Genomic DNA, 26402 nt, shown 5'->3' with positions numbered 1-26402 from the left:
CAGCTTGGCGGGCTTGCGCCGGCGCGGGCCGCGGCGGGAGCGGATCGGCGGGATCCCGCGGACCAGGGGCTGCAGGGCCTGGCTGTCGTGGAGGTCGGCGCCCGATATACCGACGGAGATGGGCAGACCACCGAGGTACTGCTCAACGCACCTCGGGCGCCGCGCGTGAATGCCCACTGCGAGCGAGTAATCGGCACGATCCGGCGCGAAGCCCTCGACCATATCCTGATCATGAACGAGGCCCACGCCCGACAGGTCCTCGCCGAGTATCAGGCGCACTACAACTGCCACCGGCCACACCGATCACGAGACCAACGACCACCCGAAGCCCCGGGACAGCCAGCGGTGTTGCACGATCACGTGCCCCGCAGGCTCCTGCGCACCCACGTCCTCGGCGGGCTCATCAACGAGTACCGATACGCGGCTTGAGCTGCAGCGATGCCTTTTCGAGCCCCGCAGGACAGGAGGAGGGACGTGCCATGCCTCTGATCCTTACATGGAATCGAGTCTCCACACCGACACTCCACAGACCCCGGGCGGTTCATCGTGGCTGCGGCCCGCACCCGGCCTGCCAGGCCAGGCGCGTTCCGAGGCCACGGAGCGCTCCGTTCTTTCAAGCGTTCAATAGCTGATCGACTGAAGGCCGAGTGCCCTCATTCTTGAATAGAGGGTGGATCGACTGATCCCCAGCAGTTGCGCTGCCTGGACCTTGTTTCCCCGCACCTGAGTGAGCACCTTGCGAATCGTGTCGAACTCCGCCTGCTCGAGCAGCCCCAGGTTCCGCTTGCGGACGGGGGTCCGGTACCGATCTGGGAGGTCGGCCACCGTGATGTCACCGGCAGAGCGCGAGGCGAGCGCCTCGTCCACCACGACCTGCAGCTCCTTGAGGTTCCCAGGCCAATCCTGACCTGCGAGCGTGGCGACCGCCGTGGTCGCGAAGCGCACGTCCTTGGCTCCGCGGGCGGCCAGCAGCTTGGTGAGGATGACCGGCAACTCGCTGCGACGCTGCCGCAGCGTGGGCAGCTCGATGACGGAACGGCACAGGGCAGCCACCCGAGCGATCGCGTCCGTGTCCGGGTCGCAGGTCAGGATCATCCGCGAACTCGTCCACTCCATCACGTCGTACAGGACTCCGAGGAGCCGGGCGTCCAACAGGTCGACCGACTCGACGACGAACCCGTCAACCGGCCGTTCGGCCAACTGCCGCAGCTTCACCGCCCATGCCTTGGGGCCCATGACGATCGCGTCGCGGCCGTCGATGACCAGGTCGACATCGCCCCCGGCGAGCTCGCGAGCTGTGGAGGTCCGTCCGGAGCCCGGCTCACCACGGACGAGGACGTGCCCGGTGCTGGCTCGCGCACGGGCCACCGCATCCGCGAGCTCGTCACCGAGGGTGCGGTGCCGGACCGAGGCGCGGGGCACCGCCTCGGTCCCTTCTTCATCGCGCATGATCCGGAAGACGGCGCCCTGCTCGGAGACGCGCTCCACGAGGACGGCTTGCTGTCCGATGCTCAGGTCGACGAGCACCCGATCGCCGGAGTCGAGTCCTGGCCGTGCGGCGAACTCGCGGAGCACTGTGAAGTCGCTGCTCTGCAACTCCATCGCGGCGGCCCCGTTGGTGAAGGTCTCGTTGGGCTCCACCGCGACCACAGGCATCCGCCGGTGCCTGTCGCACGTGGCGCGGAACGCGAGCAGGAGAGCGACCTGGGCGTCGGAGTAGGTGTTGAGCAGGCGCTGCTGGATCTCCCATACGGCAGTGGTCAACACCGGCTTCATCAGGGCGGGGCTCTCGCGGCTCGACCCCATGATGTTGATGACGCCCTCCAGCCGTCTGGTCCCGGGGTGGAAGATCGGCAAGCCGAAGCAGATCTGATCGCGCAAGCACTCCAGGAAGTGCTGCTCGCCGAGCACGAAGACGCTTCGGCGGGTCTCGATCGGGGTCGAGACCGCGTTGGTGCCGCTCGTCTGCTCGGTGAACTGCGCTCCGACCACCACTCCCAAGCGATCCGAGGCTGCGGCGAGCTTCGGCGTCCCGAAGGTGCGATGAAGGATGAAGCCCTCGTTGTCAGCCAGCAACACGCCGAAGTTGGACCCGTGCAGCTGGTTCTCCAGACCCTGCAGGATGGGTGTGGCAGCCCTGACGAGCCGCGACTGCAGGTTCATCGTCGCCGGCTCGATCGCGATCTGGCTGCCAGGCGTGAGGCCGGCCAAGGTTGACCGGTACCACGACTGCCGGATGTCCGGGTCAACGGGCAGATCGTCTTCTGGCATGTCGGCGCTCACGAAGTCTTGGTACGGCATACGATTCCCCAAAGGGCCGGGCCGAGGCTTGGTGTTGAGGCTATGGATCTTCGCACGTCGGGGCACTCCTTACCAGTGTTCGCTACTGAACTTGAACTCGTGAAGTCGGGGTTGCCAGTGCGCTTGTCGGGCGACCGCGGCAAGGCGTGTTCGGCTGCTGACGTGGACGTGATCACCGGGCCGATCTGCACGTATGGCTGAGGGTGAGGGCTCCGGTGTGCTGCTGGAGCGGCTGACGGAGCACGGGCAGTTGGATCTCAATGTCCTGGCCCGGTCGGCCGACGTAGGCGAGTCCGAGCTGCTGAGCCTGCTCCGGGGCGGCGAGCCGAGCCCAGCTGTGGCGGCTCACGCCCGCCCTCGGGCTGCACACGCCAGACCCCCTTTGTGTTCGCAGGTGTCGACGTACCTGATGATCTGGCTCCTGTTGACCCGAAGGCCGGATGGCATGTTCCCTATCTCGTCCGGAACATCCTTGCTCTGTCGCCAGAACAGCGGAACGGCTTGCGGGGGTTCGTGGCGTCGCTGCCGCAGGAAGTGCGTGCGCAGCCTGTTCCCAGACCGCCGGCCCACGAGTAGTGCCCAGATGGTCCCGGCGCTGTGCTCATGCGCCTGGCACGGAATTGCAACCTCAGCTGGACAGCCGTAGCCAAGACGTTTCTTGTGTCACGGGCCGCTACTGGTCTGGTGCCACCTACGGAGGGGTGGGCCGTGGCACCACCCTTTTGACCGCTGAGCTTCTCGTAGACTTCTGCGCCGTTCTCGATGTCCCCTCCGATGACCTGGCCGCGGTGACCGGCTTCGCGCTGCCGGGCGTGTCCTCACATGCGAAGTCAGCCGTTGCCAGCGTGGCCGAGCTCATCTGGGACGTGCGTCACCTCACCGAGAGCCAGCTTCAGGAGGCCAGGAATCTCGCGGAATCCATGCAGGGGTAGCTGCTGAGTTGGGTGGATCGAGCAGAGCCAGGCGACGCCAAGCCCGTCTCGGCGAGGCAGCCGTCGACCCTGCACGGTCGTGCGAGCACCCGGCCGCCGGACCAGGTGTCTGATTCCTGAACAGTTATCTCGCCCGCTCCTGGCGCAGCATCGACACCACAGATCGCGGACCGGCGATCGACCACCACCAGCCAAAACCTCAAGGGAGAGGGAGTCGATCATGACGCTCAAGATGGAACCCGCTGCCACCAAGGTCGACCTGTCAGACCGGGTGTTCAAGCAGCTCATCGACGGTCAGCTGGTCGACGGTGCATCGAGCCAGCCCGTCATCGACCCGGCGATCGGCGAGGCTTTCGCTGTGGCGCCCGTCGCCGACGAGAGTCAGGCCGACGCGGCCTGCATCGCGGCTGCGCGAGCTTTCGTCGACTGGCAGAAGACGGGGATGGCGGAGCGGACGCAGATCCTGCACCAGCTCGCGCAGCGGATCGAGGAGCGTAGCACCGAGATCGCGCGGATTATCACCTTGGAGAACGGGAAACCGATCGCCGCGGCTGAGGGTGATGTCGACGCCGCCCTCACGTGGCTGCGCCACGTCGCCGAGCTGCGCCTCGACCCCGAGGTCCTGCGCGAGGACGACGAGTCACGCATCGAGATCCACCGCAAGCCCATCGGTGTGGTTCTCGCGATCATTCCGTGGAACTTCCCCTTCTTTCAGACGATCTACAAGCTTGCGCCGGCGCTTCTCGCGGGGAACACGATCGTCATCAAGCCGGCGCCGACGACACCGCTCAACGCGATGCTCGTCGCCGAGATGGTCCAGGACCTGGTGCCCGCAGGTGTGGTCAACGTGCTGGGCGACGGCGGTGATCTCGGGCCGTACCTGAGCGCCCACGACGCAGTCGACAAGGTCTCGTTCACCGGGTCCACCGCCGCGGGTCGCAAGGTGATGGCCAGCGGCGCCGACACCATCAAGCGAGTTGTCCTGGAGCTGGGCGGCAACGACGGAGCCGTCGTGCTCGATGATGCGGACATTCCCACGGTCGCCCAGGGCATCTTCGAGGGCGCCTTCTGGAACTCAGGTCAGGTCTGCATCAACATCAAGCGGATCTTCGTGCACGCGTCGCAGTACGACGAGTTCTGTGACGAGCTCGCCCGGCTGGCGAACAACGCAAAGATCGGCCCCGGCCTCGACCCCGACAACGAGTTCGGCCCGCTGCAGAACGCAAGGCAGCTCGAAGTCGCCAAGAAGGCGCTCGACATCGCAGCACGTGACGGGAAGATCATCGCCGGAGGGAACCTGGTCGATGCGCCCGGATACTTCGTGCAGCTCACCGTCGTCCGAGACATCGACGACGCCAGTGCGCTCGTCGCCGAAGAGACGTTCGCTCCGGTGCGCAGCGTCTTGAAGTACGAGGACCTAGATGAGGTGGTCGAGCGGGTCAACGGGACCGAGTTCGGCCTCGGCAACTCGGTGTGGGGCAGCGACGTGGAGCGTGCCGCGGCTGTCGCTCAGCGCCTTGAGAGCGGGACGGTCTGGGTGAACACGCATTGTGCGGTGGCACCTGACGTCCCGTTCGGTGGGCGTAAGCAATCGGGTCTCGGCGTCGAGTTCGGGATGGACGGGCTGCTGGAGTTCACCGGCAGTTGTGTGATCCACATCGCCAAGTAGGCGATCCGCAGCGGCCGAGCTCGAGTTGGGCCGGCTTCTCCGGCGATCGGGCGCCGACCTGGTCACGAAAGATCTCTGACAGGCAGAAAACAAAGGAAGGCAAGAAAGCAAAGTGATTGAACCCCCGGTCGCAAATGAGGACCTGAGCGCGCCCGAGGACTACCCCATGAAAAACGTCCTCTACGGGACGCCGGACGCGAAGGTCCAGTGGCTCCGAACGAGCACACAGGGCGAGGGACAGCTCTTCACCGGAATCTTCATGTGCCGGCCCTGCGGCCTGGAAGATGAATATCTCGGTGACGAATCCCTGTACATGATCGAGGGTCGCATGACCGTCGAGGTCATTGGAGGCGAATCCGTCTCCCTGAAGGCAGGCGATGTCGCTTCGTTCCCTCGTGGCACGAAGACGGTTTGCCACATTCACGAGCCGATCAAGAAGTTCTTTGTCATCAGCGGATAGAGGTCCTTGGAAATGAGCAACAATTCATACGATGTCATCGTGATCGGCGGCGGCTTCGCCGGCGTCACCGCCTCGCGCGAACTCAGCCGCCGCGGCTACAAGGTCGTGGTCCTGGAGGGCCGGGACCGAATCGGCGGGCGAACCTGGTACAAGGACGACGCCCTCCCGGGACACTCGCTGGAGCTGGGGGGCACGTGGGTTCATTGGTTCCAGCCCCACGTCTACTCCGAGATCACTCGCTACGGTCTGGAGCTCGTGGAGACGATCGGAGTTTCCGCCCCGGAGCTCGCGGCCACGGTGACCGGGGGCAAGCAGAGCATCCTCCCCTACGACGACGCCGCGTCGGCCATCGAATCGGTCATGGAGATGGTCGTCCAGGACGCCCGGGAGGTCTTCGATCGACCGTTCGAGCCCTTCCTGCAATCCGATGCGCTCGCGCAGATCGACAAGCTGTCCATCCAGGATCGCATTGACGCACTCGACATCTCGCCGGAGAAGAAGGACCTCGCGAACGGCCTGTGGGGCGCGATGGGCTCCGCGCCGTGCAGCGAGGTCGGACTGGTCGCCGCGCTGCGCTGGTACGCGCTGAGCGACTTCAACATCCAGACCGTATTCGACACAGTCGGGCGCTACAAGTTCAAGAACGGGACACGCTCGCTGATCCAGGCGATCGCTGACGACTCGCTCGCCGAGATCCGCCTGAACACCCCGGTATCCTCCGTCGAGCAGAACGATGACGGTGTCGTCGTCACCACGCGCGACGGCGAGGTCCTGCGAGCGTCGGGGGTCGTCGTGGCGGTACCGCTGAACACCCTCGGGGCGATCGAGTTCAGTCCCGCACTGTCTGCCGGGAAGCAAGCAGCGAGTTCGGAGCGGCAGGCCGGTCGGGGTTCGAAGGTCTGGGTGCACGTCCGAGGGGATCTGCCCAAGCCGTTCTTCGCCGTGGCGCCGGACCACCACCTGATCAACTACGTCGTCACGGACAAGATCCTCGACGATGGCCAGTTGCTCATCGCGTTCGGCCCCGACGGGGCGAACGTGGACGCGGGTGACATCAGCCAGATACGGGCGGAACTCGGCAAGATCTTCGGTGATCTCGACATCGTGGCCACCACCGGCCACAACTGGGCCACCGACGAGTTCTCACAGGGCACCTGGTCCATGTTCCGGCCCCACCAGACGGTGTCACATCTCTCGGAGCTGCAGCAGCCCGAAGGCCGGGTGTTCTTCGCCGGATCCGACATCGCCAACGGGTGGAACGGATTCATCGACGGAGCGATCGAGTCTGGCATCAGCGCCGGCCGAGAGGTCCATGCGCAGATCTTCGGCCGCCACATCTAGATCCATCCCGAAGCGGGCGCCGGCCTCGTCGCCGGCGCCCGCGCAGGCGAAACGAACGTGTTCCCGGACCCGGGTGCCCACGAGTTCCCGAGAGCCTTGACCCAGGGACGCGCCGCCAGGCCAGTCACGCACCCTCCTCACATTGAGCCACCGACATGACCGAGCAACAACTCACTCACCACCGAAGGGCTTTGGTATGGCCGAGAATGTAACTGCCCAGCACGGGCTCGCCAAGACGCTCACGTGGCGTGACGGCATGGCGTTGGCTCTGACTCTGCCCGTTGGGTTGTTCGTGACCTTCGGCTACCTCCTGGGAGTCGTCGGCGCTTGGACCGCGATCACGGTCTGGTTCGTCGGAGCCGTCGTCAGTTTCCTGCAGTGCTTTGTCTTCGCCGAGATGGCGTCGATGTTCCCGCGCGACTCCGGAGGGGTTGCGCGCTACGCGATCGAGGGGTGGAAGAAGTACTTCGCACCGCTGGGAGCGATTGCGGCATTCGGCTACTGGCTGGGCTGGTCACTGTCCATCTCGATGTCGGCGGTCGTATTCGGTCAGCTGATCACTGCAACTTGGTTTCCGCACAGCCATGTCGAGTTCAGCGTTTTCGGGAACCAACTCGGGCTCGAGCACATCTTTGCACTCGGCGCAATGCTCTTCGCCTGGGCATTCAACTACTTCGGGTTGAAGTTCGGCGCGATCGTGAACAAGGTCCTTGGAGTGCTTGTCATTGCCGGCTTGGCCCTGGTTACGGTGGCCTGTCTGGTCAGCCCCGCGGTCCACTGGTCTGCCGCCAACATGTCCTGGTCCGTCAAGGGAGACTGGCGAACAGTAGTCGTTGTGTTCTATGTGACCGCCTGGGCCGTATATGCGGCAGAGATCGTCGCCTCCTTCGCTCCCGAATACAAGAACACGGCCAGTGACACGTCCAAGGCGATGACACGGATTTCGCTGTTCATGATCGTGCTCTTCGTCGTGGTTCCGACCGTACTTTCCGGTGGCATCGGCGAGAGCGTGGTCCGCGACAACCCCGTGACCTATGTCTCGGTCGCATTCGACCAGGCACTTGGAGGCTACGGCTGGATCGGCACCGTTGTGATTTCGTCGTCTCTGCTTATTGCGATCATTTCCACGACCGCCGACGGAGGACGTGCTCTCTTCGGACTTGCACAGGAAGGGCTGACCATCAAGCAACTTGACTGGGTGAACCGTTGGGGAGTGCCGGGCAGGTCCCTGACCTTGGATGTGCTCCTCAATGCGACCGTGATGGTGCTCGTAGGTGCGCCGGTGAGCATTCTCCTCGCAAGCAACCTTGGTTACCTCCTTGCGATCATCCTGGGTTTGTCGGCCTTCTTGATGCTGCGCAAGGACCGCCCGAACTGGCCGCGGCCGATCCGGCGGAGTCGAGCTTGGATCCCTGTTGTGGTCGTGCTCGTGGCGTTCAACTCATTCATCACGGTGATCGGCGTCCTGAATCCCGGTCTCATCGGCTACGGAGGTGTACGCGACACGCTTGTGGCAGTGGCCGTGCTTCTCCTGTCAGTCGTCCTTTACGTCTATCGTCGCGTGGTCCAGGACAGGCTTCCACTGGTCTGGCGACTGCCGGCTCCCGCCGTGCCCGAGGGCGCCGACGCAATTGCCCTGGAGCAAGAGATGCGACAGATTCGCTCGCTGCAAAGGCCACGGTATGCGGCGACCTCGGCAGAGGCCGAGACGGACTCGGCAAAAGCCGAAGCGGACTCGGTAGAGGTCGGGACGGACATGACATAGCGAGTCACAGCGGAACCTCGCCACCAATTCCCGACTGCACCAGAAGTATTCCCCAGGTCCGGCCTGCCGGCCAGGCCGGACCTGGACAATGCATCGCAGGGCCCACCGGGCGCGACCCGACGGCGCCTCGGCCCATACCGGCCCGCAATGTCGCCGACTTGAGCACGGACGCATACCACGCTGACCTGCAGAATCTGCAATAACGCACAGCCATTTGCGCAACCGTCTCTTGTGCGCTCTTCGGGCTCCTTTTTACGGTTTCTTCAGATCGATCAGAAAGGTGACATCGTGGCTCAGAATGTTTTGCCATCTTCGATTAACGGACTCATTCCAGCGCACATTGTTCCCATGTCTTCGGGGGGCGAGATCCACTGGGATGCGCTCACCACACACCTTCGGTGGCTTGCAGGCGTACCAGGGGTCAAGTGGCTCACCACCACCGCACACGCCTCCGAGGTCGCGACCCTCAGCACGAGCGAGCGAACGCGCATGATCGAGCACGTCGTCTCGGTGGTTCCCGAGTCCATCGGCGTGGTGGCCGGGGTCTACGACGACGGCAGCGCCCGGGCCGCCGCCGAGGCGCGGCGAGCGGTCGACTCCGGCGCCCAGGCGCTGCTCGTGTTCCCTTCGGGCGTGTTCGCCGGAGGGTCGCAGCTGCGTCCTGAAGCGCAGCGCGCGCACTACGAAGCTGTCGCCGAGGCCGTGGACGCTCCGCTCATCATCTTCAAGTACCCGGTCGGCAGCCCGTTGGCCCTGCCGCTCGCGACCACCCTGGAGATCTGCCGGACCGTCCCGAACGTGGCGGCCATCAAGGAGTGGTCCTACGACATCGTCGAGTACGAGGACACATGGCGGACGATCAAGTCCGAAGCCCCCCAGGTCTCCGTTCTCAGCAGCTTCAGCCGTTCCCTCTTCGCCTCTCTCCTGGTGGGCAGCGACGGCGTCCTCAGCGGTCACGGCAGCCTGGTCGCCGACCTGCAGAGCCGGCTCCTCGCAGCGGTCCGGGCCGGCGATCTGGCCGAGGCGCGTACGGTCTGGGATCGCATCTATCCACTCGCCGTCGCCTGCTACGCCGAACCCCTCTTCGACCAGCACAACCGGATGAAGGCCGCCCTCGGCCTCCTGGGGCGGATCCCCCAGGACACCACGCATGTACGGCGCCCGTTGGTCGAGGTCGGCGCCGCTGAGCTGGCCACGCTCAAGGCGGCCTGCGCCGACGCCGGAATCGGGTAACGACGATGTCCTACCCGCACCTCTTCAGCCCGAGCGCGATCGGCGGCGTCGAGGTTCGCAATCGGGTCGTGCTCCCCAGCATGACGACCCGGCTGGCGGACCCGTCCGGCGAGGTGACGCCGGAACTCGTCAGCTACTACCGGGAGCGCGCCCGGGGTGGCTGTGGTCTGGTGATGGTGGAGATGGCCTCCCCGCAGCGGCAGGGCCGGCACCGGGCTCGCGAACTGGGCATCGACGCAGACGAGTACGTGCCGGGGCTGCGCACCCTCGTCAAGGCCGTCCAGGCAGAGGGTGCCCGTGTCGGCATCCAGTTGGGGCACGGCGGCGCCCGGGCGCTCCCGACAGAGCGGGGCGGGCGGCCCATGGGCGTCACGCCAGGTCCGGTGCCCGTCTACGAGGCGGGGCGCTACACGAACTTCCCCGATCTCCTCGACGATCAGACGCTGGAGCAGTTGATCGTGGACCATGTGGCCGCGGCTCGACGGGCTGAGGACGCAGGCTTCGACGTCATCGAGCTGCACGGCGCCCACGGCTATCTCCTTGCACAGCTGACCAGCGCGGACGAGAACCGGGTGGTGACCGACGCGGCGGATCGGTACGCGTTCATCGTGTCGCTGGTACGACGGGTCGTCGCCGCGGTCCGGATCCCGGTCTGCTACCGCTTCAGCGGTCAGGAGTACTACGCGCTCGGCCAGTCGCTGGACGACTCGTTCGACCTGCTCCGCCATCTGGAGAACGCAGGCGTCTGTGCCGTCTCGGTCACCGGGGGCCACTACAAGTCGGTCGACCCGGAGATCATGATCCCGCCGATGCCGTACGAGGACGGCGTCTTCCTCGACGCGGCACGCGCGGTCAAGGCACACACGCGGCTACCCGTGATCGCGGTCGGACGGCTGAACGTGCCGGACGTCGCCGAGAACGCCCTCGCCCGAGGCTGGGCGGACTTCGTAGCCGTGGGGCGTGGCCAGATCGCCGATCCACACTGGGCACGCAAGACCCAACAGCGCCGACGCGTGCGCACCTGTCTGGCGTGCAACCACTGTGTTCGCACCATGCGTTCGGGTGGACAGCTCGCCTGCGCGGTGAATCCGACGGTGACGTCCGCCGACAGGCCCGACGCACGTACTGCAACGCAACGACGGCTTGTCCTGGGCGCCGGTCCAGCCGGTCTGACGTACGCGTTGGAATCAGCCCGTGCGGGGCACGAGGTGTACGTCGTCGCGAGGGACCGGACCTGGAGGGCGGCAGCAGCGCCCGCGTTCAACGGCTACCGCCCGGACCGGCAGCGGATGCACCGCTACTTCGACGGGCTGTGGGAGGAAGCCGTCGACGCCGGGGTCACCTTCTCCCCGCCGGGAGAGCTGGAGCCCCCTGTCGCATGGCGCTCCGGCGTGGATGTCGTGGCCGACGCCAGGGGCGCCGGCTACGTGGCCGGACTCGGCCTCCCCTTCCGGGTCCTCATCCGTGTCCTGTCCTTCGTCCCGCTGCCGAAGCGGCTCATGAAGAGCGACAGGCTCCACCACCTCTTGCTCCATGACCTGCGTAAGCCCCGGCCCGACGACGCGTTCCGCGTCCCCGGAGCGCGCACGATCCGCATCGGGGACGCGGCGCAGCCGGGCGAGCTCGCGGCAGCCGTGCTCGATGCACACACTCAAGCGTGGAAGGAAGACGAAGATGACCAGTGAACCGATGCGTTCCCTCGTGACCGGGGGCAGCCAGGGAATCGGGCAGGCGATCACCGAGAAGCTCCTGGAAGACGGAGGCCGTGTCGCGGTGATCGACCGGCAGGAGCCCTCGGGCCGGCTGCGCGGCCGCGTTGCCTTCGCCGCGTGCGACGTGAGCGATGCCGCGGCCATGGAACAGGCAGCGCTGGCGCTGGCCAAGGAGCTGGGCGGTCCGGCGGACACCGTGGTCGCCAACGCCGGCAGGTGTGTCTCCGGTCACCTGGCAAGCGACCCGGTCGACAACCTGGTCAGCCACTTCCAGGTCAATACGGTGGGGGTCCTCAACACCTTCCGTCCGCACATCCCCCATATGCGCGCCCAGGGGCGGGGTTCGCTGATCGCGATCACGTCCAACTGCGCCCACAAGGCGCGTCTCGACCTGGGGGCCTACTGCGCCACCAAGGCAGCCACCAAGATGATGCTCGAATGCCTGGCCCTGGAACTCTCGGCCGATGGCATTCGCGTCAACGCCGTCGCTCCGGGGTCGTGTGACACCGAGATGCAGCGTCGGCAGTGGGAGGAGCTCGGTGTTCCGAACGACAGGCAGATCGTCGGCGATCTGACGTCGTATCGATCCGGCATACCGGCGGGCAGACTGGCCGCACCCCGTGACATCGCCGAAGCAGTCGGCTTCCTGGCCTCGCCGGCCGCCGACTTCATCCGAGGGGTGACCCTGGTCGTTGACGGCGCACAGTCGCTGTAAGCGACCGCCTCTCGAAGTCGCGAGATCAGGGGAGCCGACTGGGCGGCTCTCCGCGTGAGTACGAGGGTGAGGGTCATGGTGGACGCGAACCAGGCCTTCACCGCCGCCGAGGCCGTACGTCGCGCGGCTCTCCTTGAACCGTACGACGTGGGCTGGTTCGAGGAGCCGCTGCCCGCTGGCGACGTGGCCGGGCACGAGCGCCTCGCTGCCGTGACGACCGTGCCGGTGGCGGTCGGCGAGTCCATGTACTCCTTCGGCCACTTCCGTGAGTACCTGCAGCGCGGGGCCGCGGGGATCGTGCAGCCCGATGTGGTGCGGATCGGTGGCATCACGCCCTGGCTGAAGGTCGCCCATCATGCGGAGGCCTTCAACGTCGACGTCTGCCCGCACTTCCTGATGGAGATCCACGTCAGCCTCACGGCGGCCATTCCCAACGCCCACTACGTCGAGTACATCCCGCAGCTGCGCGCCGTGACGGCACGTCAGCTGCGTATCGCCGACGACCTTGCGCATGCCCCCCTCCGAGCCCGGTCTCGGTATCGCCTGGGACCGCGACGCGATCGACGACCGACGCGTCGCCTGACCCGCGCCCCGGTCGCTTCCCTACCCCCAGTACGCCACCGGTCCCGTCCCGCTGTCCGTTCCAGCACTCCGAAGGACGACGATGTTCACCCTGACCACGGTCAAGCCCGTCCACACGGCGGCCGCGCACCGCCGCAGAGTCCTGTTGGCCTCGCTCGTGGGTTCCGCCCTCGAGTGGTACGACTTCTACCTCTACGGTGCCGCGGCGGCCCTCGTCTTCAACAAGATCATCTTTCCGTCGTTCGACTCCACGGCGTCGCTGCTTGCGTCGTTCGGCACGCTGGCCGTCGGCTACTTCGTGCGGCCGCTCGGTGGCGTCATCTTCGGCCGCATGGGCGACCTGTTCGGCCGTAAACGCGTCCTGGTCCTCACCCTGTTGGTGATGGGATCCTCGACCATTGGCATGGCGCTCGTCCCGACGTACGAGCAGGCGGGCGCGCTCGCCCCGATCCTGCTGGTGGTGCTGCGCGCGATCCAGGGGCTGGGGGCCGGTGCCGAGTACGGTGGGGCCGCCGTACTGGCCGCGGAGTTCTCCGAACCGCGACGGCGCGGCCTGTTCGGCGCGGCACCCGGCGCCGGCGTCTACATCGGCATCCTCATGGCGTCGGGTGCCTTCGCGCTGGCGACGCAGCTGCCGGAAGACCAGTTCCTGGCCTGGGGATGGCGGATCCCGTTCGCGGCGAGCGTGGTGGTCATCGGTGTGGCTCTGCTCATCCGGCTGCGGCTGGCGGAGAGCCCGGCGTTCGAGGCGGCCCAGGAGCGTTCAAAGACGGCGGAGGTCTCGCCGGTGCGGGACGTGGTGCGTCACGAATGGAAGGCAGGCCTGGTCGTGTTCGGCCTGCAGGCCGCGCAGTGCGTCGTCGCGTATCTGAACCTGACGTTCCTGGCCGCCTACCTCACCGACACCCTGCAGCTGTCCAGCTCCACGGGACCTGTGGCGGTCACGGTCGGCACGGCGGTGACGGCCGTGTCGCTGCCGCTGTTCGGCCGGCTCACCGACCGCGTCGGCCGCAAGCCGGTGGCCCTGGCCGGGACCCTCTTCTCCGCCGTCTTCGCCTTCCCGTACTTCTGGGTGATCGACCACGTGCACACCTCGCTCGCCGTGACCCTGGTCGTCGTGGTGAGCATGGGCATCGGCGTGGGCTGCATGTTCGCTCCGCAGGCCGCCTACTTCAGCGAGCTGTTCACGGCGCGCTCCCGCTTCACTGGGCTTGCCCTGTACCGGGAGGTGGCCGGCGCCGTCGCGGGTGGACTGACCCCGCTCATCGCCGTCGCCCTGGTCGCTGCGACGGGAGACCGCTCCTGGGGCGTCGCGCTGTTCGTCATCGGTTCCTGTGTTGTCGGGGGCGCCGCGGTGGCCCTCGGACCCGAGACACGGGGCCGCGACCTGGCCGCGACGACCGTCACCGAACTCCGTGCCTCGACCGGCACGTACCGCTGAACCAACTCTCAGGAAAGTCTTCAGGAAGGCTTTCGGGAAAGGCATCATGCGTATCGCCCGCCTCGGCTGTCCAGGCCAGGAGATTCCCGTCGTCCCCGATGGTGACCGCGTACTCGATCTGCGCGCAGTGACCCCGGACGTGACGCCGGAGTTCCTCGGACACGGCCTGCCCACCCTCGACGTGATCGCCCTGCCGCAGCTCCCGGACGCCGAGGGCCTGCGCTTCGGCCCGCCGGTCACCCGGCCCATCGCGGAACCGGCATGAGTGTGGATGCGGAGGACGTGCGGTACTTCCACGTCCTGGCCGAGGCGAAGACCCTGGTCCGTGCGAGTCAGGAGATCGGGGTCGACCATACGACGGTGAGCCGCCGGATCGGCCGCCTGGAGAAGGCTCTCGGTGTGCGTCTCTTCAGTCGGACCAGTACCGGGTGGAGACTCACGCCGAGCGGCGAAGGCCTCTTGCCTGCTGCCCGTCTGGTGTCTCTCGGGGTGGACGCGTTCGCGGAAGGTGACCCGATCGCCTCGGTCCCGGAAGAGTGGACCATTCTGGCTCCGGACGGGTTCGCCGCGGCGGTGCTGGCGCCACGGTGCGGGCGCGCGATCACCGAGGAGCGGGCCGTCCTCCGTATCGTGACGGTGGCGTCGCTGGCGAGCCGTGAGGGTGTTTCGTATGACGTTGCGGTGGTTCGGGCCAGGCCCACGTCACCCCGCGTCCGGTCTCAGGAGCTCGCCCGGTACGAGATCGGGCTCTACGCAACCCGTGACTACCTCCGCCATCACCCCGAGATCAGCCGGATCGAGGACCTGCAGGAGCACGTGCTGTGCTGGTACGAGGAGGACCCACTCGCCGCCTTCCCGGACTTCGAGGCCCTGAGACCGATGCTTCCGAACGTCATTCGGTTGCAGTCCAACAACCTGCTGGTGCATGAGGAGGCCGCGCTCGCCGGGGTCGGCATCGCGGTGATGCCGTCGTTCATCGCCGACCGGCACCCCGCCCTCGTCCGGGTGCTTCCGGACGAGGTTTCGTACGCAGGCCGCTACTGGGTCGTCCTGCCGGCTGCTCAACTCCGCTGGGAGATCACACGAAAGGTACTGCGCTTCTTGCAGCGGGCAGTCGCCGACGCCGGTCTCGCCCTGCCTCTGGGAACGCCGCCGGCAAGGGAGCCACGATGAGTGAGCGACACAGAGCCCGGACGCAGACGGCGCAGAAACCTTCATGAGCTGCCACCGGGTCCGACCGAGGTAGTAGGATGCGGAGCCATGACGTCGGCTGATTCCGACTTTGCCGACCATCACACCCTGGCCGACGCGCTGACTGCGGAGCGGCCGCTGCATGCGCTGGTGAGCGCCCTCTACCGGGTCTCGGGCGCGCCGGTGGCCGTGATCGACCTGCGCGGTGGGGTCTTGGTCAGCGTGCCGGCGCGGGCCGAGTGGCCGACGGAGGAATTGGTTGCGGCCTCGCCCCCGTCCGGCGGCCCCGTCGCCGGCAGCATGCTCCGACCCGTGGAGTTGGAAGGCGAGCCGGTCGCCGTTTTGTGCGCACGGGGGCAGGACGTGCCACCGACGTTGCTCTCCTTCGCCGCGACGCTGGCCGGCATCGAGTTGTCCCGCCGGCACGCCATCTTAAGCGGGCGCAGGGAGCTGCTGGGCCAAGTACTGGAAGACATCATCGCCGGCCGCCCGAGCGAGGAGGAGGGCGCGCGGCGACTCAACGAGCACGGCCTGGACGTTCACAAGGCGCACGAGATTGTCGTCGGATCCGTGGCCTGCCCGCCTCGGCGACTTCGCTCCTACCCCTGGAACTTGCACACCCTGCTAACCCAACAACACGATCCGCATTTGCGGGCTGTCGTGCAGGACAGGGTTGTCCTGGTCGTCCCCGAGGGAGCCGGACTCTTCGTGGCCAAGTTGTGCCACGAACACCTCACGAGCTTGGGACCCGACGCCCGTGTCGGGGTGAGCAAAGCGCGCGTCGGCGTGCGCGGTCTGCGGCTCGGCTACTTCGACGCGCGCAACGCCTTGGCCGAAGGCTACGGTGTGCACGTGCACCGGACTCAGGACCTGACCACGGCCCTCCTGATCGCCAGCTTGGAGGCCGGGCTGCCGCTGAGCGATCTCGCGGCCGAGGCACTGGCACCGCTTCTGGAGTACGACCGAAAGAATGGCACCTCACTCGTGACCACACTCCGTCGTTACCTAGCGGAGGACGGTGAATCGGAGGCGACTGCGGCGGCGCTGTACGTGCACCGCAACACCCTGCGCAACCGCCTGCGACTGATCGAGGAGCTAACCGGGCGCAGCATCAGCTCTCCGAGCAGTCGCACACACTTCTGGCTGGCTACTTCGGGCTTGGAACTGCGAACTACCGCCGATCTGTCGTCGCTGCTCGATGGGCGGGAGCCAGAGTGACCGACGGCACCCGAGTCTCCCCAGACACCGTCCTGTTCGTGGGTGGCAACACACGCGCCAGCCGCGCGTTCTACACCTTGGTCACGGACGGCTTGCGCGACGGCGGCGCCCCCGGACAACGCATCCCCTTCGTGCCGGCCAATGACGTTCCCACACCACCGTCGGGGTGTTGGGTGCCCTGCTTCGGAACCACCGACAGAGACGCCGCCGCTCGCCGCGCGCTCGACCTCGGCGCCGGGTCGGCCGGTACCGTGCCTGTCCACGACCGGCACGAAACTGTGTACTCCACGCCCGACGGGGCGCTGTTCGGGCTGACTGACCTGACTTCTCCTGGAACGCCGAGTCAGCGGCTTGGCGACGTGGCTTTCTTCGATTTGTACACGCCATGTGCCGAAGAGGCTGCGACCTACTACGCCCGAGTGCTGTCCTGTCGGGTGATCGATGAGCCTGAGCCCACCCCGGGCGACTACCGTCTGCTGACGTCGGCGGACAAACCGGTAGCCGGCGTGGTGGACATGTTGGATGTCCTGCCGTCAGCCGTTCCGCCGCACTGGATTCCCTACCTGCGTGTCCTGGACCTGGAGGCGGAGGTCGCCCGCCTGAGTGATCTGGGCGCGCGAGTCCGAGTGCCGGCCACCGAATCAGCGCTGGGTCCCTTCGCCTTGCTCGCCGATCCGTTCGGGGTCACCTTCGGACTGCAGACGCCGGCCTCCGATGAGCTCCTCATGCAGCACGCCACGTTCGAGACGTGAATGTGACCACGCACAAGTAGTGCGGGTCGGACTGGGCGCACGCATATGTTGTCGCACCACACGGGTGATTAGGTTCGTCGCTGCCTGTCCTGGCACCCCAATGAGGGAGACGACAACATGACCACCGTCCTTCCGCCCGCTCCTCTCACTACCTCTGCGCTGGACGTCGTGCTCGAGGAACGACTCTCCGATGCCCGTACACTCCCAGCAGACGCATACCTGTCCCCCGAGATCCTCGACTGGGAGCGCAAGCACCTCCTGGAGGCCGCTTGGGTCTGCGTGGGGCGCAGCAGCGACGTCGGGGCCCCCGGCGACCAGCGTGCCGTCCGGGTCGGCACCCAAGCCATTCTGCTGACCCGCGATGACGCCGGCGTCATCCACGCCTTCTACAACGCGTGTCGGCACCGCGGACACGAGCTCCTTCCCGCGGACACGTGCACCAACAAGAAGCTGATCCAGTGCACCTACCACTCGTGGGTCTACGGGCTGGACGGCGGACTCCGCTCGGCAACGCAGTTCATGGACACGGAGAACTTTTCCAAGGAGGAATGGCCGCTGATCGGGCTGCGGGCAGCCGAATGGTTCGGCTGGATCTTCGTCAACGCCTCCAACGACGCTCCCGACTTCAGCGAGTGGGTCGGCAATCTGACTGACGTGGTCGCCCCGTGGGACCCCACCGACATGGTCGTTGCCAAGTCCCACACGTACACGCTCCAGACCAACTGGAAGACGGTGATCGAGAACTACCTCGAGTGCTACCACTGCCCGTCGATCCACCCGGAGCTCTGCCGCGTCAGCCCCCCGGAGTCGGCGATGAGTCTGCACCAGACCGGCATGTGGCTCGGAGGCGGCTTGGAGCTGCGAAAGGATGCCGACACCAATAGCCTCGACGGCCGCAGCGGCGGAGAGCGCATCTCGGGGATCAGCGATGAGCAGGCCCGATGGGCGTACTACTTCATGCTCGCGCCCAATCTGCTGCTCACCCTGCAGCCGGACTACGTGATGACCCACCGTTTGGTGCCTCTGGCTCCCGGTCAGACGTGGGTGGAGTGCTCATGGCTGTTCCCCCGAGACGTTGCCGAACGTCCGGATTTCGACCCCTCGTTCGCCGCGTCGTTCTGGGACGTCACCAACCTCCAGGACTTCGGAGCCTGCGAGTCCGTATACCAGGGCATGCTGACCAACGGGTACAGGCCAGGACCCTTCGACGAGCGTGAGGACGGCGTCCGTGCCTTCCAGGCCCAGCTCGCCACTGCTTACCTCACTGGCCGTTGGGAGAAGCCGCTGGCCATCACCTTGGGCGCCCGCGATGCCAGTTGACCTCGAGTTCCCCCTTGAGGTAACCGCCGCGGTCTCCCAGGCCGCGGGTGTACGGTCGCTGCGCCTTGAGCGTGGCGACCACGCACCCCTTCCCCGTTGGGAACCTGGCGCGCACATCGATGTGGTCCTGCCGAACGGGCTGGTACGCCAGTACTCGCTGTGCGGTGACCCCCAGGACGATCGGGCCTACGAGATAGCCGTGCTGCGCGCCCCCGAGAGCCGCGGTGGCTCCGAGTACGTGCACACGCACATCCGCGTCGGCGACGTGGTCACCGTCCGGGGGCCACGGAACAACTTCACCTTCGCAGCCCGACATCGGGTGCTGTTCATCGCGGGCGGCATCGGGATCACACCTATTCTGCCCATGATCAGACAGGCGGATCGCGAGGGCATCGATTGGGAGTTGGCATACGGCGGGCGGACTCGCGACTCGATGGCTTTCGCCGACGAGCTGCAGCTCTACCAGGGCCGGGTGCAGCTGGTTCCGGAGGACGAGCGCGGTCTTCTTGACCTGCCCGCGCTGTTGGGCACAGTTCGGCCCGACACCCTGGTCTACTGCTGCGGTCCCACCGGTCTGCTCGACGCTGTACAGAAGCTGTGCGAGCCGTGGCCCGCCGGGTCGCTGCACCTGGAGAGGTTCTCCGGCACAAGCACCAACGGGCCGTCGGACGCGTTCACCATCGTCGCCGAACGCAGTGGCGTCGTATGTGAAGTGACTGCGGGCGAGTCGATCGCTGACGCGCTGGCCCGCGTAGGCGTCATCGTCCAAACCTCGTGCCGAGAGGGCCTGTGCGGCACCTGCGAAACGCAGGTGCTCGACGGCGTGCCCGACCACCGCGACCAGCTCCTGGGGGACGACGACCGGGAAGCAGGCACGACGATGTTGATCTGCGTGTCCCGCGCCATCAGCCCGCAACTCGTCCTCGACCTTTGAAGCGGGCACGATGACCGGCAACCCGACCGACCCTCATGCTGCCACCCAGGTGCAAGGCCACGCACAGTTCGGCGTCGCGTAGGGAAGGCTCGTCGAGTCTGGATTCCTCCGAGAGTCCCCACCCGGAAAAGGTCCCAGCGGATGCTCGGGCAGCGCCCAGAGACGGCGTCTTGGAGCCATTGGCGCCCGACCGAAGGCCCACGAACCCCGCGACTGACATCGACCGTCCCTCTCCCCCGAGAGCGCAACCAAGTGACTTTCGGAACTACCCCGATAGACAGGAGACACAATGCATCAGGTCAAGGGCGTAATCGCCCGTGGCAGGAACCGGCCGGTCGAGCTCGTGACCATCAACGTGCCCAACCCGGGACCGGGCGAGGCGCTGGTCAAGGTGCAGGCCTGCGGCGTTTGCCACACCGACCTGCACTACCGCGAGGGTGGGATCAACGACGGCTTCCCGTTCCTGCTCGGCCACGAAGCCGCTGGGGTGGTCGAGTCGGTCGGTCCTGGCGTCACCGTCGTCGCACCCGGTGACTTCGTGATTCTCAACTGGCGTGCAGTGTGTGGTGAGTGCCGGGCCTGCAAACGCGGCAACCCTCACTATTGCTTCGCCACCCACAACGCGACGCAGAAGATGACCCTTGAGGACGGCACCGAGCTGTCTCCGGCGCTGGGCATCGGCGCATTCGCCGAGAAGACGCTGGTCGCCGCGGGCCAGTGCACCAAGGTCGACCCGTCAGCCCGCCCGGCTGCCGCTGGTCTCCTCGGATGTGGCGTGATGGCCGGCATCGGTGCGGCGATCAACACCGGCGCGGTCACACGCGGCAAGTCCGTCGCCGTGATCGGCTGCGGCGGTGTCGGCGTTGCGGCGATTGCGGGCTCCGTGCTTGTCGGCGGCAACCCGATCATCGCCGTCGACGTCGACCCCAACAAACTGGCGACCGCCACCAAGATGGGCGCGACCCACACGGTCGACTCCTCCAAGGTCGACCCGGTCGCGGAGATCAAGCGGATCTCGGCAGAGTTCTACAACGGCGCCGGTGGTGCCGATGTCGTTGTCGACGCTGTCGGCCGCCCGGAGACTTGGAAGCAGGCGTTCTACGCCCGCGACCTCGCCGGCACAGTCGTGCTGGTGGGCGTGCCGACGCCCGACATGAAGGTTCCCGACCTGCCGCTCATCGATGTCTTCGGCCGCGGCGGCGCGCTGAAGTCGAGTTGGTACGGCGACTGCCTGCCAAGTCGCGACTTCCCGCTGCTGATCGACCTCTACCTACAGGGCCGGCTCGACCTCGACGCGTTCGTGACCGAGGAGATTGGACTCGCCGACGTGGAGGCAGCGATCGAGCGGATGCACCACGGCGAGATGCTGCGCTCAGTGGTGATCATCTGATGCGGCGCGCGTAGACCACGGGTCTCCTCCGGAACATTCAGCCTGGACGGCGAAATGGAACCCATCGCATGTCCCAGCACGTGAACGGCATGGTAGGCCGGTCCAAGGGTGAACCGGTACGCATCGAGACGATCGTGGTACCGGATCCCGGGCGAGGCCACCGGCCATGACAGGATCGGCACGGACGTCGCGTTCTTCGACGAGAACGGCGTGTCCGCGATCTCGGGCCCGACTTCGCCAAAGCCATCATCGACGGGATCGAGAACCCGAAGCACCACCGCACACGCTTCTCTGTCGCCTACTGAGTGAGATCCCGAGGCCGCGGAAGGAGCCGTGCCCCGGCGCCGGAGCCAGGGGCACGGAACACCCCGTCAGTACGCCCGTTGAATCCACTCCTCCAAGTGCGGGGCCTCGGCGCCGATGCTGGTCGATTCACCATGGCCGGTCCGCACGACCGTCTCCGGCGGGAGGATCAGCAACCGGCTCCGTCGGGAGTCGGTCGCCGGTGAAGACCGTGCCCGACTCCTCGGCGCACAGGCAGATCGCGCCCGGTGCGTGGCCGGGCGTGTGCAGGACGGTCAGTGACGTCCCCGCGACACTGACCGTCCGTCCGCCGGCTCTCCGTCCGGCAGCCGCTCGGAATATGACTGCTTCCACAACGGCAGGTCGTCGGGGTGGAGCAGGCCGGGCGCACCTGTGCGGACAGCGAGGGCGGGGGCCGCCCCGATGTACGTCCCACGTCCCGCCCTGCCGGATGTGACGAGGTACTCGACGCGGGCGCCGGTCACAAGACCACCACCGAACGCGGGACTTCGCCGTCGTGCATGCGGGCGAAGGCCTTCTCGACGTCGTCCAGCGCGATCGCCTCGGTGACGGGCGCCTCCAGGTCGAGTCGCCCCTGCAGGTACAGGTCGATGAGCATCGGGAAGTCACGCGAGGGAAGGCAGTCCCCCGTACTACGACGGCTTGAGCGCGCCGCCGCGGGAAACTCATCCCGATGTCGAGCAAGAGCGACCAGTCGGCGGCGAAGGTCACCAGGCCGGCGTCTGCGAAGAGCTGCCCCTCCCGCTGGTCCAGCAGGAGCTCCGTCACGGGACCCTGCCGCGTCCACAGCAGCGCGGTAAACCCGCGGCAGCGCCCCCGGCCGTCCGGTCGGGGGCGCTGCCGCTGTGCGCGATGGGTGCGCCGGGTCAGTACGCGGAGTTGACGTTGTCGATGGAACCGTAGCGGTGGGCGGCGTAGTTGGCGGCCGCGGTGATGTTCGCGACGGGGTCGGTGACACTGTGGGCGGTGCCCGCGACGTGGTAGGCGTTGAACGTCGGATCGATGACCTGCAGCAGCCCCTTGGACGGGATACCGTTCTTCGCGTTGACGTCCCAGTTGTTCTGGGCGTTGGGGTTGCCGCCGGACTCACGCATGATGTTGCGGTGCAGGCCCTCGTAGCTGCCGGGAATGCCCTTGGCCTTCATGATGGCCAGCGACTGCTTGATCCAGCCGTCGAGGTTTCCGCCCGCGGAGCCCTTGGGGGCCGCGTGCGTGTCCTGGGCCACCGTGACCTGGTGCACGGCCCGCGGCGCCTCCGCTGCCTGAGCGGACGCCGGCATCAGCGTCACCGCGGCAGCCGCGGCACCGGTGGTCGCCAGACCGGTCAGAGCAACAGTACGAAGACGGGCAAAACGGCGGGAAGAGAAGATCGCGGTCATGAAAGGGTCTCTCCAAGGGGGACGTCATCGAGGCGCCGGCCGGTTACACCGGTCGCGGCCTGTAAGGCGTCGGGGCGAGGCCCCGCCACTGCACGGACAGCGGCAGACACACCCGGCGGATGACCCGCCGGCCGGCACCGCTGCACCCGGCAACGACCACCATGGTTAGCGACGCCTGGAAACCCACGCAAACATGTGACCTACTACCCCACTACGGACAAACACCACGAATTGCCCCTTTTGACCTTTTTCGCCCCAGGTCCAGGACGGGCCACACTACGACCCCCGCTAGGACGTGACCCACCCCCTATGGGCGGCATCACCTCCACCCCCACACCAACCCCCTCCAGACCGGCCACACCGGACCGCCGACAGCACCCCATGGGGCGGACACCGGATGTCCCCGCTTGCTGCCCGCCCCGTCCCGTTCAGTCGGTGCTGCGCCAGGAGCGCAGACGGTCGGCGACTCCATAGGAGTCCACACGCAGGGCGCGGATGTCGTGGATCAGCTCCCGCCACAGCTCGAACTTCGTGTCGACCCGCTGCCCGGAGGCCTCCAGGTAGGCGACTGCGACGCCGTAGCCGAACAGCTCGTTGCGGGCAGGGAGAGGGCGCAACAGAACGCACTCCTCCAGAAACACGGCGGCCCGCCAGCAGGCGTCAGGGTGCTGGTCATGCCGGGGCGGGTCGACCCGGTGACGGGCGGCCATGCCGACCAGGACAGAGAAGTCGTTCACGGTCAGGTCGTCCGGGAGGAGCTCTTCCTGGCGCTCCAGGAACCACCGGTAGTCGACGTGCAGTTCGGGACCAGGCACAGGTCAGGCCGCCCGCGGGGTGTCGCGCGGCAGAGTCGGGAGACCGCCGAACTCGGCGTCGAACGCTTCCACGAGGCCGGGTTCGTTGATGATGCGCCGGAAGGCAGCGGTTGCCGTCTCCAGGCGACGTGCCGTCTCCTCCCGTCGGGCGAGGTCGGCGAGGTAGTCCTTCATGGACATACCGCGCTCGTCCGCCAGGGCCTTGAAGAGGTCCCGTGTCTCGTCGTCGATCTTGACGCTGGTGTCTGCCATACCTCGGAGTATGCCGCTCGGCATACCCGCCGCGCTACCCGAACTGCGGTTGCTCAAGGCCGCGCGTCCTGAGCGGGTCGCCTGGCGCGGGCCCGGCTCACATCGCCCTCCGGGGGTACGGACCCTCACTCTGACCAGGGCTGACCATCTGGTCGTCAGACACCGGCCACGCTGCGTCCATTTATGATCTCAAAGCCGACTATCAAGATCATATGCGCCGTCGGCAGGGAGGGATGGCAGTCATGGGGATCCACACGCGTCGCCCTGCGGAGTACGTCAGGCCCGCGCGCCGTATTCTGCTCGACGACCACGGCTGTCCGGACGGGCAGTACTACGCGTCGGCGACGTACTACTTCCAGGAACCGCTCAGCAGATTCCGCGCCGGCCAGCAGGTCAAGGCCGAGCTGGTGCCCGAGCCGCACAATCCGTGGGACGCACGGGCCGTGGCCTTCGACCTGGCCGGACGGCGGGTCGCCTACCTGCCCGCGACCGCCGCCAAGATGTGGCACGACGTGGTACGGGCCTGGAACACCGCCCGGCTTCGCCGTGTACGTACGTGCCGAAGTCAACCGCTGGGAGAGCGACGGCATCCGTAGCGGCCTCACCGTCCCCAAATGGCCCTGGCAGATGCTCCTCGACATGGCCAACGCGGCCGCCGGGCTGCACAGCGCCTGGCAGAGCGTCATGACCACACTCACCGAGGAACAGCGGCTCCTGATGCGGCAGGACGGCGGGTACACCCGGCCGCCTCCGTCCTGAAAGTCCTCCACAACCACCGTGACCAGCACCCAGTGTTCACCTGGGGCACGACGCGCGACGGTGACCTCGGCGGACGGATGCCGTTCTGGTACGGCTACTTCGTCCGCGAACAGATACGTCACGAACGACGGCACAACGCCGCCGCGCAAGCCCTCCTGCACAAGCGATCCGGCATGGCACGCACACAGATCGCGAAAACCATGGGTCGATCCGTCGAGTCGGTCAAGGAACTGCTGCAGGACGCCGTCTTCTACGAAGCCCCCGAAGACCATCCCGAGCGACTCGCCCTCGCCCGCCGCTGCATCACCCTGCGTAACACACACCTGAACAAGGAAGCGGTCATGAAGGAACTCCAGGTCACCAGGGGCAAAGCCCTCAGAGCGTTTCGGGACGCCGCGTTCCTCGAGTCACAGCGCCATTGAGCTTCCCCGTTACCGCTCCAGCAGCTGGATACAGACACCCTTGTGGTCGGCGCGCATGACGCGCGCGTGGGCCTCCTCGGGCTCGTAGTGCGGGTGCCGGCCGTTGATGCTGAGGGACGTCTCGGCGACCAGCCAGTCGAACCGGTTCTCGATTGGAGCGCCACGAGCGCAAGGAACTCGGCGTCGGAGCCGTCCGGCCTCTTCGTCTTCCGCGATGGACTCGTCCACGCCGGACGGTTGCGGTACGTCCGAGCTCCCCGCGCCTGCGGCCACCGGGTGCCAGGACCGATGCGGGGGCGCGCGGGACTTGCCGCCCGCCCCCGGGGTCTGGTTGGGTACGAGCGCCGCACGCGTGTTGGGCGTGTCCGGCGATGGGGAGCAATCAGCGTGCACATGACGGATCGGCAGGACAGCGCGTGGCCCTTGCCCGACGGGCTGGGACAGGCGATCCGGGACACCGCCGAAGAGATCGCCACGCTGATGCGGAGCGCGAGCGACACGGCGCTTGCCGTGCCGGGGTCGGAGTGGACCGTCGGCGAGGCAGCCGCCCACCTCGCCCTGGCCAACGAGCTGATAGCCGACCTGGCAGCCGGGCGGGAGCGCCCCTACGGCGACGGGACGCCCCAGAGCCTCGCCGAGGCCAACGCCGAGTCCCTCACCGTCTTCACCGAGCGCCGGGCGGAGCCTCTCGCGACGATGATCACGGAGCAGGCGGAGGCGTTCCTGGACGCCCTGTCGCGCTTCGCGGCCGACGGACCGGCACCAGCCACACCCCTGGGCCTGATGGACCGGCCCGTTCTCGCGTCGTATCTGCTCACCCACATGCTCGGCCACGGATACGACCTGGCTCGCGCCCTGAAGCGTCCGCACATGGTCGACCGGTCCCGAGTAAAGCTGTGCATGCCGTTCATGCTCTCGGTCATGCCGCGTGTCGCCGACCCCTCAGCCACGGCCGGGCTCACGGCCCGTTACCGGATCCGGCTGCGCGGGGGCGAGGCGTTCGGCGTGTCCCTGACCGACGGCGCCGTGCAGATCACGCCGGGGGCACAACCGCAACGCCCGGACTGCACCATCCTGCTCGATCCCGTCGCCTTCCTGCTCATCGCACTGGGCCGGCTCAACCCCTGGCGCGCCATCGCCCAGGGACAGATCCTCTCCTGGGGGCCCCGCCCATGGCTGGCCCCCCGCTTCCCGACCCTGTTCACCGCGCCCTGAGCCGTCTTCCGGACAGCCACGCGGACGCACCGGTTCATCGGGCCGGAGCCGGCCGGCGGCGTCCTGACGCCGCCGAGCGGTCCGCTCATTGCTGGCGGGGCGTGGGCGCTCTCGCTGGCTCCCTTCCGTGCGGGGGTCCCCCGGACGGGCACAAGGAGGATCGACGAGGGAGACGCCCCAGGACGACCGCAAGCCGCAGGCGAGGGCCGGCCATGCCCCTCGGCAAGCCCGGCTCCTGGTGGGCACGACGGCCACGCACATCTTCACCAGGGTGCGGATG

26 protein-coding genes and 4 pseudogenes are annotated in these 26402 nt (G+C 67.1%); 21 read left to right on the top strand and 9 right to left on the bottom strand.

All coding sequences use genetic code 11. From position 1 onward, the window contains the following. Nucleotides 1-129 (bottom strand): annotated as a pseudogene (locus ABT114_RS48300) (IS5/IS1182 family transposase); the annotation flags it as partial. Between ABT114_RS48300 and ABT114_RS48295 the strand changes: the two are divergent. After that, nucleotides 88-429, top strand: coding sequence for an integrase core domain-containing protein (locus tag ABT114_RS48295; protein WP_502988525.1), 342 nt, complete (start codon nucleotides 88-90; stop codon nucleotides 427-429). The pseudogene ABT114_RS48300 and the gene ABT114_RS48295 sit on opposite strands and share 42 nt — an antisense overlap. A gap of 192 nt (nucleotides 430-621) precedes the next feature. On the opposite strand, the gene ABT114_RS48290 is transcribed toward ABT114_RS48295, so the two are convergent. Further along, complete coding sequence (locus ABT114_RS48290) at nucleotides 622-2283, bottom strand: sigma-54-dependent Fis family transcriptional regulator (RefSeq protein ID WP_351153215.1); 1662 nt, start codon at nucleotides 2281-2283, stop codon at nucleotides 622-624. 190 nt (nucleotides 2284-2473) lie between these two features. After that, nucleotides 2474-2671, bottom strand: a complete 198-nt coding sequence (locus tag ABT114_RS48285) for a hypothetical protein (protein WP_351153212.1) — start codon at nucleotides 2669-2671, stop codon at nucleotides 2474-2476. A 331-nt stretch (nucleotides 2672-3002) separates the two neighbouring features. Between ABT114_RS48285 and ABT114_RS48280 the strand changes: the two genes are divergently transcribed. From ABT114_RS48280 to ABT114_RS48200, 17 genes and pseudogenes are all read left to right on the top strand, one after another. Then, nucleotides 3003-3233 (top strand): hypothetical protein, encoded by a 231-nt coding sequence (locus ABT114_RS48280; protein ID WP_351153209.1) that lies wholly within the window; start codon nucleotides 3003-3005, stop codon nucleotides 3231-3233. Nucleotides 3234-3312: 79 nt separating this feature from the next. After that, a complete protein-coding gene (locus tag ABT114_RS48275) occupies nucleotides 3313-4902 on the top strand; it encodes an aldehyde dehydrogenase family protein (protein ID WP_351153206.1) in 1590 nt (529 codons plus the stop codon). Nucleotides 4903-5014: 112 nt separating this feature from the next. After that, nucleotides 5015-5362, top strand: a complete 348-nt coding sequence (locus ABT114_RS48270; RefSeq protein WP_351153203.1) for a cupin domain-containing protein — start codon at nucleotides 5015-5017, stop codon at nucleotides 5360-5362. A 12-nt stretch (nucleotides 5363-5374) separates the two neighbouring features. Then, nucleotides 5375-6703 carry a flavin monoamine oxidase family protein gene (locus tag ABT114_RS48265; protein ID WP_351153200.1) on the top strand — a complete coding sequence of 443 codons (1329 nt, stop codon included), beginning with the start codon at nucleotides 5375-5377 and terminating at the stop codon, nucleotides 6701-6703. 196 nt (nucleotides 6704-6899) lie between these two features. Then, a complete protein-coding gene (locus tag ABT114_RS48260; RefSeq protein ID WP_351153197.1) occupies nucleotides 6900-8468 on the top strand; it encodes an APC family permease in 1569 nt (522 codons plus the stop codon). 231 nt (nucleotides 8469-8699) lie between these two features. Continuing rightward, nucleotides 8700-9701 carry a dihydrodipicolinate synthase family protein gene (locus ABT114_RS48255; RefSeq protein ID WP_351153194.1) on the top strand — a complete coding sequence of 334 codons (1002 nt, stop codon included), beginning with the start codon at nucleotides 8700-8702 and terminating at the stop codon, nucleotides 9699-9701. Nucleotides 9702-9706: 5 nt separating this feature from the next. Continuing rightward, nucleotides 9707-11386 carry an oxidoreductase gene (locus ABT114_RS48250; protein ID WP_351153191.1) on the top strand — a complete coding sequence of 560 codons (1680 nt, stop codon included), beginning with the start codon at nucleotides 9707-9709 and terminating at the stop codon, nucleotides 11384-11386. Next, nucleotides 11376-12128 carry an SDR family oxidoreductase gene (locus tag ABT114_RS48245; RefSeq protein WP_351153188.1) on the top strand — a complete coding sequence of 251 codons (753 nt, stop codon included), beginning with the start codon at nucleotides 11376-11378 and terminating at the stop codon, nucleotides 12126-12128. The genes ABT114_RS48250 and ABT114_RS48245 overlap by 11 nt, the downstream gene beginning before the upstream one ends. 75 nt (nucleotides 12129-12203) lie before the next feature. Beyond that, nucleotides 12204-12569: pseudogene (locus ABT114_RS48240) on the top strand (enolase C-terminal domain-like protein); the annotation flags it as partial. 223 nt (nucleotides 12570-12792) lie between these two features. Then, nucleotides 12793-14151, top strand: coding sequence for an MFS transporter (locus ABT114_RS48235; RefSeq protein WP_351153185.1), 1359 nt, complete (start codon nucleotides 12793-12795; stop codon nucleotides 14149-14151). A gap of 46 nt (nucleotides 14152-14197) precedes the next feature. Continuing rightward, nucleotides 14198-14416, top strand: coding sequence for a hypothetical protein (locus tag ABT114_RS48230; RefSeq protein WP_351153182.1), 219 nt, complete (start codon nucleotides 14198-14200; stop codon nucleotides 14414-14416). Beyond that, the gene (locus tag ABT114_RS48225) at nucleotides 14413-15324 is read left to right on the top strand and encodes a LysR family transcriptional regulator (protein WP_351153180.1); all 912 of its coding nucleotides are present in this window, start codon (nucleotides 14413-14415) and stop codon (nucleotides 15322-15324) included. Before ABT114_RS48230 ends, ABT114_RS48225 begins: the two co-directional genes overlap by 4 nt. 87 nt (nucleotides 15325-15411) lie before the next feature. Continuing rightward, nucleotides 15412-16560: a PucR family transcriptional regulator gene (locus tag ABT114_RS48220; protein ID WP_351153177.1), complete on the top strand. Its 1149-nt coding sequence runs from the start codon at nucleotides 15412-15414 to the stop codon at nucleotides 16558-16560. Then, a complete protein-coding gene (locus ABT114_RS48215) occupies nucleotides 16557-17312 on the top strand; it encodes a VOC family protein (RefSeq protein ID WP_351153175.1) in 756 nt (251 codons plus the stop codon). Before ABT114_RS48220 ends, ABT114_RS48215 begins: the two co-directional genes overlap by 4 nt. A gap of 117 nt (nucleotides 17313-17429) precedes the next feature. After that, nucleotides 17430-18632 (top strand): aromatic ring-hydroxylating oxygenase subunit alpha, encoded by a 1203-nt coding sequence (locus ABT114_RS48210; protein WP_351153172.1) that lies wholly within the window; start codon nucleotides 17430-17432, stop codon nucleotides 18630-18632. After that, nucleotides 18622-19566 (top strand): PDR/VanB family oxidoreductase, encoded by a 945-nt coding sequence (locus ABT114_RS48205; RefSeq protein ID WP_351153169.1) that lies wholly within the window; start codon nucleotides 18622-18624, stop codon nucleotides 19564-19566. The genes ABT114_RS48210 and ABT114_RS48205 overlap by 11 nt, the downstream gene beginning before the upstream one ends. Before the next feature lie 289 nt (nucleotides 19567-19855). Beyond that, the gene (locus tag ABT114_RS48200; protein WP_351153167.1) at nucleotides 19856-20956 is read left to right on the top strand and encodes an S-(hydroxymethyl)mycothiol dehydrogenase; all 1101 of its coding nucleotides are present in this window, start codon (nucleotides 19856-19858) and stop codon (nucleotides 20954-20956) included. 371 nt (nucleotides 20957-21327) lie between these two features. Here the strand turns inward: ABT114_RS48200 and ABT114_RS48195 are convergent. From ABT114_RS48195 to ABT114_RS48175, 5 genes and pseudogenes are all read right to left on the bottom strand, one after another. Next, a pseudogene (locus ABT114_RS48195) lies at nucleotides 21328-21687 on the bottom strand (MBL fold metallo-hydrolase); the annotation flags it as partial. Nucleotides 21688-21740: 53 nt separating this feature from the next. Further along, nucleotides 21741-21939 (bottom strand): annotated as a pseudogene (locus ABT114_RS48190) (S-(hydroxymethyl)mycothiol dehydrogenase); the annotation flags it as partial. Nucleotides 21940-22146: 207 nt separating this feature from the next. After that, the gene (locus ABT114_RS48185; RefSeq protein ID WP_351153164.1) at nucleotides 22147-22659 is read right to left on the bottom strand and encodes a transglycosylase SLT domain-containing protein; all 513 of its coding nucleotides are present in this window, start codon (nucleotides 22657-22659) and stop codon (nucleotides 22147-22149) included. A gap of 428 nt (nucleotides 22660-23087) precedes the next feature. Further along, a complete protein-coding gene (locus ABT114_RS48180; RefSeq protein WP_351153162.1) occupies nucleotides 23088-23474 on the bottom strand; it encodes a toxin Doc in 387 nt (128 codons plus the stop codon). 3 nt (nucleotides 23475-23477) lie between these two features. Further along, complete coding sequence (locus ABT114_RS48175; RefSeq protein ID WP_351153159.1) at nucleotides 23478-23726, bottom strand: antitoxin MazE7; 249 nt, start codon at nucleotides 23724-23726, stop codon at nucleotides 23478-23480. Between the two features lie 242 nt (nucleotides 23727-23968). On the opposite strand from ABT114_RS48175, the gene ABT114_RS48170 reads away from it, so the two are divergent. After that, entirely contained in the window at nucleotides 23969-24322 is a 354-nt protein-coding gene (locus ABT114_RS48170; RefSeq protein WP_351153157.1) for a hypothetical protein, read from the top strand. Nucleotides 24323-24517: 195 nt separating this feature from the next. Next, nucleotides 24518-24907: a hypothetical protein gene (locus ABT114_RS48165; RefSeq protein WP_351153155.1), complete on the top strand. Its 390-nt coding sequence runs from the start codon at nucleotides 24518-24520 to the stop codon at nucleotides 24905-24907. A 9-nt stretch (nucleotides 24908-24916) separates the two neighbouring features. Here ABT114_RS48165 and ABT114_RS48160 read toward each other — a convergent pair whose 3' ends face one another. Beyond that, nucleotides 24917-25135: a hypothetical protein gene (locus ABT114_RS48160; RefSeq protein WP_351153152.1), complete on the bottom strand. Its 219-nt coding sequence runs from the start codon at nucleotides 25133-25135 to the stop codon at nucleotides 24917-24919. Between the two features lie 165 nt (nucleotides 25136-25300). On the opposite strand from ABT114_RS48160, the gene ABT114_RS48155 reads away from it, so the two are divergent. Beyond that, nucleotides 25301-26122, top strand: a complete 822-nt coding sequence (locus ABT114_RS48155) for a maleylpyruvate isomerase family mycothiol-dependent enzyme (RefSeq protein WP_351153149.1) — start codon at nucleotides 25301-25303, stop codon at nucleotides 26120-26122. The last annotated feature ends 280 nt before the right edge of the window (nucleotides 26123-26402 follow it).

Source organism: Streptomyces sp. NPDC002088 (assembly GCF_040296605.1).
GTDB lineage: Bacteria > Actinomycetota > Actinomycetes > Streptomycetales > Streptomycetaceae > Streptomyces.
Note: the sequence above shows the minus strand (reverse complement) of the source record. Positions and strands in the feature narration are given on the sequence as shown.

What these genes read in the sequence shown, in the direction of transcription:
- ABT114_RS48245 (WP_351153188.1), top strand. Translation starts at nt 11,376, where the DNA reads ATGACCAGTGAACCGATGCGTTCCCTCGTGACCGGGGGCAGCCAGGGA.
- ABT114_RS48265 (WP_351153200.1), top strand. Translation starts at nt 5,375, where the DNA reads ATGAGCAACAATTCATACGATGTCATCGTGATCGGCGGCGGCTTCGCC.
- ABT114_RS48205 (WP_351153169.1), top strand. Translation starts at nt 18,622, where the DNA reads ATGCCAGTTGACCTCGAGTTCCCCCTTGAGGTAACCGCCGCGGTCTCC.
- ABT114_RS48235 (WP_351153185.1), top strand. Translation starts at nt 12,793, where the DNA reads ATGTTCACCCTGACCACGGTCAAGCCCGTCCACACGGCGGCCGCGCAC.
- ABT114_RS48155 (WP_351153149.1), top strand. Translation starts at nt 25,301, where the DNA reads ATGACGGATCGGCAGGACAGCGCGTGGCCCTTGCCCGACGGGCTGGGA.
- ABT114_RS48170 (WP_351153157.1), top strand. Translation starts at nt 23,969, where the DNA reads ATGGGGATCCACACGCGTCGCCCTGCGGAGTACGTCAGGCCCGCGCGC.
- ABT114_RS48260 (WP_351153197.1), top strand. Translation starts at nt 6,900, where the DNA reads ATGGCCGAGAATGTAACTGCCCAGCACGGGCTCGCCAAGACGCTCACG.
- ABT114_RS48220 (WP_351153177.1), top strand. Translation starts at nt 15,412, where the DNA reads ATGACGTCGGCTGATTCCGACTTTGCCGACCATCACACCCTGGCCGAC.
- ABT114_RS48250 (WP_351153191.1), top strand. Translation starts at nt 9,707, where the DNA reads ATGTCCTACCCGCACCTCTTCAGCCCGAGCGCGATCGGCGGCGTCGAG.
- ABT114_RS48225 (WP_351153180.1), top strand. Translation starts at nt 14,413, where the DNA reads ATGAGTGTGGATGCGGAGGACGTGCGGTACTTCCACGTCCTGGCCGAG.
- ABT114_RS48175 (WP_351153159.1), bottom strand. Translation starts at nt 23,726, where the DNA reads ATGGCAGACACCAGCGTCAAGATCGACGACGAGACACGGGACCTCTTC.
- ABT114_RS48200 (WP_351153167.1), top strand. Translation starts at nt 19,856, where the DNA reads ATGCATCAGGTCAAGGGCGTAATCGCCCGTGGCAGGAACCGGCCGGTC.
- ABT114_RS48210 (WP_351153172.1), top strand. Translation starts at nt 17,430, where the DNA reads ATGACCACCGTCCTTCCGCCCGCTCCTCTCACTACCTCTGCGCTGGAC.
- ABT114_RS48185 (WP_351153164.1), bottom strand. Translation starts at nt 22,659, where the DNA reads ATGACCGCGATCTTCTCTTCCCGCCGTTTTGCCCGTCTTCGTACTGTT.
- ABT114_RS48230 (WP_351153182.1), top strand. Translation starts at nt 14,198, where the DNA reads ATGCGTATCGCCCGCCTCGGCTGTCCAGGCCAGGAGATTCCCGTCGTC.